4 protein-coding genes are annotated in these 11,139 nt (G+C 68.8%); all 4 read left to right on the top strand.

What is annotated here, in order from left to right; all coding sequences use genetic code 11:
• A partial coding sequence (locus ELY12_RS00020; RefSeq protein WP_126174655.1) for a TonB-dependent receptor occupies positions 1-2,073 on the top strand: 2,073 nt, incomplete at its 5' end.
• Positions 2,074-2,144: 71 nt separating this feature from the next.
• Positions 2,145-5,345 carry an autotransporter outer membrane beta-barrel domain-containing protein gene (locus ELY12_RS00015; RefSeq protein ID WP_126174654.1) on the top strand — a complete coding sequence of 1,067 codons (3,201 nt, stop codon included), beginning with the start codon at positions 2,145-2,147 and terminating at the stop codon, positions 5,343-5,345.
• A gap of 477 nt (positions 5,346-5,822) precedes the next feature.
• Positions 5,823-7,553 carry a ShlB/FhaC/HecB family hemolysin secretion/activation protein gene (locus ELY12_RS00010; RefSeq protein ID WP_241229653.1) on the top strand — a complete coding sequence of 577 codons (1,731 nt, stop codon included), beginning with the start codon at positions 5,823-5,825 and terminating at the stop codon, positions 7,551-7,553.
• Positions 7,553-11,139 (top strand): beta strand repeat-containing protein (locus ELY12_RS00005; protein ID WP_420907039.1); only part of this gene is annotated, 3,587 nt, incomplete at its 3' end. The genes ELY12_RS00010 and ELY12_RS00005, both read left to right, overlap by 1 nt.

Here is an 11,139-nt window from a genome sequence, read left to right as displayed (position 1 = left end):
GGCAGCGCTGCGCCCGTCCGGGTCGCTCGTGCCAAGCCCCGCCCCGCTCCGCCGCCAGCGCCGCCCGCCGAGGCAGCCCCGCTCGTTGCGCCCGAAATCGTCGTGCTCGCGAGCAAGCGCGACGTCCGGTTGAGCGAATTCCCGGGGCAGGTAACCGTCCTCGAGGGCAGCGACCTCGAGTTCGCCGGTCCCGGCGGCACCGATCGGATCGCCGAGCGCATCGCGACCGTATCCTCCACTTACCTCGGCAGCGGGCGCAACAAGCTGTTCATCCGCGGGATTGCGGATTCGAGCTTCACCGGACCGACCCAATCGACCGTCGGCCAGTACTTCGGCGACCTGCGACTGAGCTACAATGCGCCCGATCCGGACCTGCGACTGGTCGACATGGCCTCGGTCGAAGTACTCGAGGGTCCGCAGGGCACGCTCTACGGCGCGGGCTCGCTGGGCGGGATCATCCGGCTGGTGCCGAACGCGCCCGAGCCGGGCATCGTGACCGGATCGGTCTCGGCCGGCGGCTCGGCCGTCCAGCACGGCGAGGCCGGCTTCGATGTCACCGGGGTGATCAACCTTCCCCTGGGGAGCGACCTCGCTACGCTGCGCGCAGTGATCGATGGCGAAGACCAGGGCGGCTACATCGACAAGCCGCTGCTCGGCCGGACCGACGTCAATCGCACCCGCATCCTGAGCGGCCGGGCGATGGTGCGGCTCGAGCCGAGCGAAGGCTGGACCATCGACACGATCGGCATCGCCCAGCGCACCCGCGGGCGCGACAGCCAGTATGCCGACCGCGATGGCCCTCCCCTCGCCCGCAACGCGCGGGTGCAGGAAGGGTTCGACGCCGACTACCGGCAGGGCCAGCTGGTGGTGAACGGCGAGCTGGGCGCCATCAAGCTCCGCTCCTCGACCGGGGTCGCCGGGCAGGACCTGGAGGAGCGCTACGACGCCACCCCCGCGGGCGGCGCGCCGCGGGTGTTCTTCCAGCACAACCGCTCGCGCATGATCGCCAACGAAACGCGCCTGTGGCAGCCGATGGACGGCAACCTCGGCTGGGTGCTGGGAGTGAGCCACACCCGCAATCGCACCCGGCTGACCCGCGGCTTCGGAGAGTCGGACGCGGCGATGACCTCAACCGGGGTGCTCAACCGCATCCGCGAGACCACGGTTTACGGCGAAGGCAGCGTCCGGCTGCTGGACGGCCTCATCGCAACCGCCGGCGGGCGCTATACCCGCGCGCATCTCGGCGGAGCGGGCGAAGACGTCGCCCCGGCCTTCGCGCTCGCCGGTGCCGACATCACCGCGCTCCGTAGCGAGACGGCGTTCCTGCCCTCGGCCTCGCTGACCGGGTCTTTCCTCCCGGCGGCCACGCTCTATTTCAAATACCAGGAAGGCTTCCGCCCCGGAGGCCTCGCGATCGATGGACCGTTCGTCCGCCGCTTCCGCAGCGACCGGACGCGGACGTTCGAGGTCGGCGCCCGTCACGGCACGCCCGGGCGCGGGCCCTTCGACCTTGCCGCGAGCGTCGCCTTCACCCGCTGGACCGACATCCAGGCGGACTATATCGACCCCCTCGGCCTGCCGACCACCGCCAACATCGGTGACGGACGGGTGTGGACCGCCACGCTCGCCGGCGGGGTCGCGCTCACTCAGGGGCTCCGGTTCGAAGCGGGCGCCGCGTGGAACCACAGCGAAGTCGACCAGCCGGTCCAGGCGCTGCTGTTCCGCGCGCGCCAGGTGCCCAACATCGCCGGCTTCAATGCCCGCGCCGGGATCGACTATAGCCGCGATCTCGGCGGCGATCTCACCCTCACGGCGCAAGGCTGGGCGCGCTACGTCGGCCGTTCGCGGCTGGGCGTCGGGCCCGAGCTCGGCGACAGCCAGGGCGATTACCTCGATTCCGGACTGACCGTGCGCATCGGGCGCGACGGCAGCGGGTTCACGCTGGGCGTGACCAACCTGTTCGACGCGGTCGGCAACCGCTTTGCGCTCGGCACCCCGTTCGAAGTCGGGCGCGACCAGATCACGCCCCTGCGGCCGCGGACCGTGCGGCTGGGCTTCGACGCCAGCTTCTGAAAAATTTCGCGGGAGCGCCAAGGTTGGCGCGCCGCGGCTCCGTCCTGCTGGTCAAAAGGACCGGAGGACCCATGTATCGTACCCTGCTCGCGACGACCGCGATCGTCGCCCTTGCCACCCCGCTCGCCGCGGAGACGGTGGTTTCCACTAAAAAGACCGAGCCGCTCAAGACCTCGACCATCAAGGCGGGCGCGGCGGATTCGATCAAGATCGACGCGCAAGGCTCGGTGGTGATCGCCGCCGGCACCGGCGTGACGATGGACAGCGACCATGCCGTCACCAACGGTGGCGCGATCACCATCTCGAACGCCAACGACGCTACCGGCATCGCCGCCGCAGCGGGGACCACGGGCGACATCACCAACACCGGCACGATCACGATCGACGAGACCTATACCCCGACCGACATCGACAACGATGGCGACCTCGACGGGCCGTTCGCGGTCGGCAGCGGCCGCGCGGGCATCCGCACCCTAGGCGCGCGCAGCGGCAAGATCGTCAACAGCGGCACGATCGCCATCGAGGGCAACAACTCGGCCGGCATCGTGCTCGGCGGCCAGCAGACCGGCGCCTTCACCAACGACGGCAAGGTCACCGTGGTCGGCGACAAAGCGGTCGGCGTGAGCGCGCAGGGCATCACCGGCAACGTCCGCCTCGCCGGCACCGTGACCGCGACCGGCGTCAACGCCGTCGGCGCGCGCTTCGCGGGCAACATCGATGGCGCGATGACCGTCCAGGGCGCGATCGGCGCGACCGGCTACCGCGCTATCACCTCTCCCACCGACCCCTCCAAGCTCGATGCCGACGACCTGCTGCAGGGCGGCTCGGCGCTGATGGTCGAGGGCAATGTCACTGGCGGGATCGTGCTCGCGGTGGCGCCCAAGGACACCAACACTGCCGATCCCGACGAGGACAAGGACGGGCTGGAAGATGCCAAGGAAGGCAACGCCGCCGTCGTATCCTACAGCGCGGCACCGGCGATGGTCATCGGCGCGACCGATCACGCGGTTGCCATCGGCGCGGTCGCCAACAGCGGCACCAACTTCGGCCTGATCGTCGACGGCTCGATCGCCGGGAACGGCGTCTATAGCGGCGTCAGCGCCACGGGCCTCGCCATCGGCGGCCGCGGCGGCGCGGTCAGCATCGCGAACGGGATGAGCGTGGCCGGTGCGATCAGCGCGACCTCCGCGGGCGCGGACGCCACTGCGCTGAAGATCGGCGCGCAGGCGACGGTCCCGGAAGTGCGCGTCTCGGGCACCGTGTCGGCGACGGGCAGCAACAGCGGCACCACTCGCGCGACCGCGATCCTGATCGACCAGGGCGCGAGCGTGGCGACGATCCGCAACAGCGGGACGATCAAGTCAAGCGCGACCGGCGTCGACGGCGTGGCGACCGCGATCCTCGACCGCAGCGGCGGCGTCTCGCTGGTCGAGAACAGCGGCGCAATCAGCGCGAGCGGCGCTGCTGCGACCTCGTTCCGCAATGTCGCAATCGACCTGTCGGCCAACACGCTCGGCACCACGGTGCGCCAGATCGCGGTCGCCAGCGGCAAGACAGCTCCCTCCATCACCGGCGACGTGCGCTTCGGCAGCGGCAACGACCTGTTCGACATCGCCGACGGCAGCATGAAGGGCAACGTCACCTTCGGCGCGGGCAGCAACCGCCTGCAACTGTCGGGCGACGGGGCCCAGAACGGCAACGTCAGCTTCGGCAACGGCGCCGACACGATGACCTTGGCCGACTCCTCGGTGTTCGAAGGCACCGCGGACTTCGGCGGCGGCGCCGATGTGCTCACCCTTGCGGGCACCTCGCGCTTCAGCGGCTCGCTGGCCAACGCGGGCAACATCGCGGTGACGGTGTCGGGCGGCACGCTCGACCTCGCCAAGCCGGCCTCGATCGGCTCGCTCAGCGTGGCTTCGGGCGGCATCCTCAACGTGACGCTGAGCAAGGCCGCCGGACAAGGCACGCTGATCGACGTCGCCGGCACCGCGACCATCGCCAGCGGCGCCAAGCTGCGGTTGGTGCTGACCGACGTCGCCAGCGCCGAAGGGCACTACGTCGTGCTCAAGGCCGGCAACCTGCAGGCCGCGTCGGGCATTGCCGCCGACAGCACCCTGTTGCCGTTCCTCTACAAGGGCACGGTCGACACCGGCACCGCCAACCAGCTGGCGGTCGATATCGCCAGCAAGAACGCGACCGAACTCGGGCTCAACCGCTCCGAAAGCGCGGCCTACAACGCGATTTACGCCGCGCTGGCGAAGGACGACAAGATCGCCGGCGTGTTCCTCGGCATCAACGAAGGCGACAAGTTCCGCTCGACCTTCGCGCAAATGCTGCCCGACCATGCGGGGGGCACGTTCGAGACCATCAGCCTCGGCGCGCGAACGATGACCCGGCGCCTGGCGGACCCGAGCGGACCGCTGACCCCCCAGTCCAAGTTCGGCCTGATCTTAGACGCGGGCAGCTGGGACAGCGACAAGGATCGCGGCGCGACCGCCGGCTATGACCTGTTCGGGGTCGGCTTCACCGCCGGTGGCGAAATCCGCACCGGCGTCGGCGATTTCGGTGCGACCGCGACTTACCTCATCAGCCGCCAGACCAGCGCGCTGGATACCTCGGTGACTTCGGACGCCTTCGAGCTCGGCGGCCAGTGGGTCGGCCACTGGGGCGGCCTTGGCGCCTTCGCCCGCGCCTCGATCGGCAAGGTCACGTTCGATGGGGAGCGGCACTTCGACGGCACTTTCGGCGCCACCAACGTGTCGCGCACCATCGCGGGCAAGTGGGACGGCACGCTCAACACCCTGATGGGCGGCGTCTCGTTCGAAGGCGGCGGGCAGTACCTGTTCTTCCGCCCCTCGCTTGTCGTCGACTACGTCCGCCTGAAGGAGAATGCGCACAGCGATACCGGCGGCGGCGCCGCGCTCGACCTGACGATCGACGAGCGGACCAGCGATTCGCTGGCGGTCAACGGCGGGGTCGCGTTCGGCGTCGACCTCCACGGCATGCGCAAGCGCGACACCAGTTGGTTCCGCATCGAAGGCGAAGGCGGCTGGCGCGAGATCGTCGGCGGCACCATCGGCAGGACCACTGCGCACTTCGCCGGCGGCACGCCCTTCACCATCGAGGCCGATCCCGAGGCGAACGGCTGGTACGCCCGCCTGCGCGCGATCGGCGGCTCAGAGGGCCTCACGATGACCGGCGAAGTCGGCGCCGAGCAGCGCCACGACACCGTCGGCGTGACGCTACGCGGCACCATCAAAATGGGTCTTTGATACCACCCCCCGTCAAAGATCCTCCCGCGCCAGGCTGCAGCCCCGATCCCGGCCTGGCGCGGGTCCCCCTTGCGAGCGGGCCCATTGGGCTGCCGAGGAGTGCCGATTTGTTCCGCAAGGAAAAATGGTGCCCGAAGAGGACTCACGCTAGCCCGATCGTGGCTCTCTCGACCTCAAAGGAAGCCCAGTTTTTGCCCCAGCTTCATCCAGCCAATGGTGCACCTTGAGGGCACCGCAGGTGACCGAACATGTCACGGCTAGGCGTGTTCACGAAGCGCTCTCTCGAACGTGGCGGCTCACCCACGATGAAAAAGCAGTCGCCTGCATTCATCATTGTAAGAACGCGACACATCAATCGCTTGACGGCTGGTTGAGGAAGGGTAGCCTGCGCCTAATAAAAAGGGGTCGCCCGCGAGGAAATTCGTAACGGGGGCGAACGGGATGGCGCGTGCGCGCGTGGGGGCTATTCGATTGGTCGTGGCCAAGGTTGTGGCCGGGCTCGCCGTTGCGGCGATCCCGGCGGTGGCGCTTGCGCAAGCCGCGCCGGCAACCGTGCCGGTGCCCACTCGGTACGAGCTCGAGAATATCGCGCGGCCGCAGACCGACCAGCAGTCGCAGCTCTCCATCGAAGGGGGTGTCGAGCGTTCGCCGTGCCCGCTCGCGGATCCGCAATATCGGGACATCCCGATCACCATCGAAAGCGTGGTCTTCAACAACCTGAAGGGTGCGACCCCGCAGGAGCTCGATGCCGCTTGGCGTCCCTTCGCCGGCAAGCCGCAATCGGTGGCGGTGATCTGCGAGATTCGCGACGCCGCGGCGACGATCCTGCGGAACAAGGGATACCTTGCCGCGGTCCAGGTGCCGACGCAGAAGATCGAGAACGGCCAGGTCCGGCTGGAGGTGCTCTACGCGCGGATCACCGCCATTCGGGCACGCGGCGAGACGCGCGGCGCGGAACGCAAGCTGGAGGAGTATCTCGGCCGCCTTAGCCAGGACGAGGTGTTCAACCGCTATCGCGCCGAACGGTACATCCTGCTCGCCCGAGATCTTCCAGGTTACGACGTGCAGCTCACCCTCAAGCCGGCCGACACCGCGCCCGGCGACCTTATCGGCGAGGTCACTGTCGTCCGGCGGCCGTACGCGGTCGATTTCACCATCCAGAACTATGCGGCAAAAGCGACCGGTCGGTGGGGCGGCCAGCTCCGCACGCAATTCTTCGGCCTTACCGGGCTGGGCGACGTGACCACGCTCGGCCTCTATTCCACCGCCGACTTTCGTGAGCAGCTGATCCTTCAGGCTGGTCACGAATTTCGCCCCGGCGGCGAAGGGCTGACCGTCGGCGGTCAGTTCACTTACGCCTGGACCAAGCCCGATCTAGGGCCGGCCGCCGCGACCGGGCCGGCGCTCAAGGCGCGCACTCTGTTTGCCCAGGCATATCTTCGTTACCCGCTCCAGCGTTCGCAGGGCACCAACGTATGGCTCGGCGGCGGGTTCGATTTCATCGATCAGGACGTCGACCTCGTTGGCGAACTCAGCCGCGACAAGCTGCGGGTGCTGTGGCTGAGGGCGGATTTCGACGCGATCGACTTGCGCAGCGCGCGGCCTCAATGGCGCGCGGGCGGCTCGGTCGAATTGCGCAAGGGGCTCGATCTCTTCGACGCCAGCCCGAATTGCGCGGGCGTGGCTTGTGCCGGCGGTGTCACGCCGCCGAGCCGGCTCGACGGCGACAGTGCCGCAACGGTAGTGCATCTCGACGGCTTCGCCGAACTGGCGCTCGGCCGCGATTTCGCGGTCGCGATCCTGCCGCGCGCGCAATATGCCTTCGACCCGCTGTTGAGCTTCGAGGAGTTTACCGCGGGCAACTACACGGTCGGCCGCGGCTACGATCCGGGCGCGATCCTGGGCGATAGCGGGGTTGGCCTCGGCGCCGAGCTGCGGGGCCCGCGCTTGCGCGTATCGGAGAGCTCCGAACTGCGCGTGCAGCCCTACGTCTTCGGTGATTACGCCCACGTGTGGAACAAGGGCCCGGGCGGCGAGGACCACCTGACCTCGGCCGGCGGCGGCGTGCGCGCCGACCTCGGCGACCGCTTCCAGCTCGATGCCACCGTGGCGGTGCCGCTCGAGCGCACCGGCCTGCAGACCCAACGCGGCAACGCCCGTTTCCTGCTGACCCTGACGACCCGCCTGCTCCCGTGGAGGACCAACTGATGCTGACCGATCGCAGGCGGACCGCACTCACCTATTGTTCCGCGCTCGCCATCGCGACCGCGCTCGCGGCGGTGCCGCAGGCGGCGCAGGCGCAGTCGTTCCAGGGCACCAGCACCGTGGTCGCGGGCAACGCCGCGGTCACGACCGGAGCCAACAGCACCACTGTCACCGTCAACAGCGCGCAGGCGGTGATCAACTGGACGCCGACCGACACGACGACGAATCCCGGCGTGCCGATCCTGTTCCAGCCGGGCGGGACCACCGCAACCTTCCAGTCGACCGGGCAGTTCGCGGTGCTCAACCGCATCGTGCCGGTCGATGCAAGCCGGCCGATCACGTTCAACGGCACGGTCATCTCGCAGATCCAGGGGACCACCACCACGCCCGGCGGGACGGTCTATTTCTACAGCCCCGGTGGCGTCATCGTCGGCGCGAACGCGGTGTTCAACGTCGGCAACCTCGGCCTGACGACCTCCGATCCGCTGATCAGCGGCGGCAATTTCATCGACGCCAACGGGAAGGTCACGTTCACCGGCGCGGCGCCGGCGAGCTACGTCGAAATCCGCCCCGGCGCGCAGATCAACGCGCTCAACACGGGCAGCTACGTGGCCGCCTTCGCGCCCGGAGTTTATCAATACGGCACGGTCACCACGAACGGCCAAGCGGCGTACGTCGCTGGCGAGGCAGGCACGATCACCTTCGCGCCGGACGGCCTGTTCGACATCCAAGTCACCACCGGAACCGACGCAATCAATGGCGGGCCGAACGCTGTCGCCATCGAGCACACCGGCACCACCACCGGTGGCGCGAGCGCCGGCGCGGGCGACAATCGCCGCATCTACATGGTCGCTGTGCCAAAGAACCAGCTCATCACGCTGGCGATCGGGCGCGGTTCGTCGCTGGGCTTCGACGTCGCCGGCGCCGCCAATGTCGACGGCAACGCGGTGGTCCTCTCGGCCGGTTACAACGTCACCGCCGGCGCGATCGAGAACGCGCCTGCTGGCGGCACTGGGCGGGCCGACCTGACGATCTCCGACTACAACGGCCCCTCCCAGCCCTCCGGCATGACCGTCACCTCGGCACTCACCGGCAAGGCTTCGCGCAACGCGCGGCTCAATGTGCTCGCCAACAGCAACTTCGCGAGCGACGTGTCGCTGACGGCGATCGAGGATTCGGCGGCCGTCGTCACCATCGCGACCTCGCCCACCGCGGGTGTGCTCACCACCGGCAATCTCAACGTGGTGGGCAACCTGACGCTCAGCGCCGAGCGACAGGTCGCCGTGCCCGGCTCCCCGGTCGATGCCGGAGCCGCGCGGATGATCGTTTTTGGCGGGGCAACCGCCGACATCAGCGGCGACCTGTCGCTGCTCGCCAACGGGTGGTGGTACAGCACCGCCGACGGCGCGACTACCGGAGGCGAAGCGAGCCTGCTGGTCGATAGCGACCCCGCGATCACTTCCGCCACCTCGTCGCTCGACGTCGGCGGCAACCTACTTCTGCGCGCGCAAGGGATCACCGATTTCGCGCCGACCGTAATGGACGCGACCGGCGGCAACGCCCTCATCAGATTTGATCACGGCAGCGGCGCCAGCGTGGCCGGCGTAACCCGGATTCGTTCCGAGGGCGTGACGAACGGCGGCAACGCGACCGGTGGTACGAGCCAGTTGGATGTGATGCAGGGATCGTCCTTCACCACCGGCGAACTGAACGTCAGCGCCGACGGAAGTACTGATTTTGGCTCGCTGACGGCGACACCAGGACTGTCCACCGGCGGTCTGGCCAACATCACCGCCTCGGACAGTTCGACCCTGACGGTCCAGGCGGGCAATTCGACCGGCAATCTCATTTTCGGCGATCTCGAACTGCTCTCGGCCGAGGCATTCGGCGGCGCGAGCAACGCCGGCGGAGGGCACGGTGGCGCCGCAAAGGGCGGCCAGGCAACCCTCAACGTGCTGTCGGGATCCACGGTCAATCTGCCCGTCGATCCGGGCGCAGCGGGTTCGGTGACGATGTTCGCCCGCGCGACCGGGGGCGACACGTTCGCCACCGGTGGCACCGGTGGCGACGCGACCGGCGGCATCGCCAGCGTGAACGTCGATGGCGGCACGCTCAACGGAGGCAACCGCTTTACCGTGAGCTCGTTCGCGCTCGGCGGCTCGGCGGACGTGTCGGTCACCGGCGCGGCCGATGGCGGCGACGCATTCGGCGGCCAACGCAATGTCCTGGTCCGCAACGGCACGGTGAACGGTAGCTTCTCGGGCGGCGGCCCCGGCGCCCAGGGCGGCGACGGCTCGCTGACCGGCACCGGCGGCGACGGGACGGGCGGTACCTCGAGCTTTATCCTCGATCAGGGCACGATCAATGCGGTGACCGACTCGTTTGGACCGGGGCGCGTGCTGGCATTCACGCAGAACGGCGGCGGCAAGGGCCGGGTCGGCGGCAACACCAGCGGCGGCGTGCTCAACGTCTCGCTCACCAGCAGCACCATCAATGCGTCAGGTGCCGGCAGCTCGATCACGTGGGGTTCGTTCAACTCGACGCCCGACGCGATTGCTACGGGCGTGGTCTCGACCGGCAATGCCACCGCCGGTACCGCCAACATCTCACTCGTCGATTCGAGCATCAGCGCGGAAACCGTCGACATCTATGCCAATGCGACGACCGGCAGCATCACGACCTCGGGTGGGGCCGGAACCGGCGCGCATACCGGCAATGCGACCGCCGGGACCACGGTCCTCAACCTCGTCGACAGCACTATCGCCGGCGGGAGCGTAACGATCGAGGCGAGCGCGCGTGCTGGCGGATCGAACGACAGCGCGGCCGTCAATGGCGGCATCGCAACGGGGGGCGAGGCGAGCGTCTTCGTGCATGACGGCGCAAGCACCATCACCGCGAGTGGCGGCCTGATTGTCGCCGCGGCGGCGGGAGGCGGTACTATCTCCAACGCCGGAACCGGCGGCGACGCGGCTGGCGGCTACGCGCGGATTCACGCGTTCAATGGCGGCACGCTCACGGTGAACGCCGATACCATGTTCGATGCCGGGGCTCGGGGCCAGACTTCACTGCAAGGCCATGGTGGCGACGCAGTTTCTGGCTTTGCCCAGGCCTCGACTAACGGCGGGTCGCTGACCTTCAACGGCAACCTCGATGTGACCGCCAACGCCTTTGGCGGGAACGGCCAGCCGGGCGGCGCGGCCAGCGCAGCGTTCGAGACCGACCGGCCGAATGCGCTGATGTTCGCCCAGAACGGCGCGATCAGCGTGAGCGGACTGACGACGATCCTGTCCGAATCCTATAGCGGCGGCGGCCTCCTCGGTGGGGCCGGCGGAGACGCGGCGGGCGGTTTCGCGGTGGTCGACGCGCAGAGCAATCTGGGCGGTGCGAGCACCATCTCGCTGCAAGACCTACTGGTCTCGACCGATGGCTTTGGCGGTGTCGGCGCCACCGGGCTCAGCGGCGCGGCGGGCGGCGCGGGCGGAGCCGGATTCGGTGGTGAGTCCGAAGCGCTGGCGGACGCCGGCAATGGCAAACTCACCATCGCGGGCCAGACCACCCTTTCCTCCCAAGGGGTCGGTGGCGACGGCGG

This window comes from Tsuneonella rigui (genome assembly GCF_003958625.1).
Lineage (GTDB): Bacteria > Pseudomonadota > Alphaproteobacteria > Sphingomonadales > Sphingomonadaceae > Tsuneonella > Tsuneonella rigui.
The sequence above is the reverse complement of the archived record's forward strand: the minus strand, read 5'-3'. Positions and strand labels throughout refer to the sequence as shown.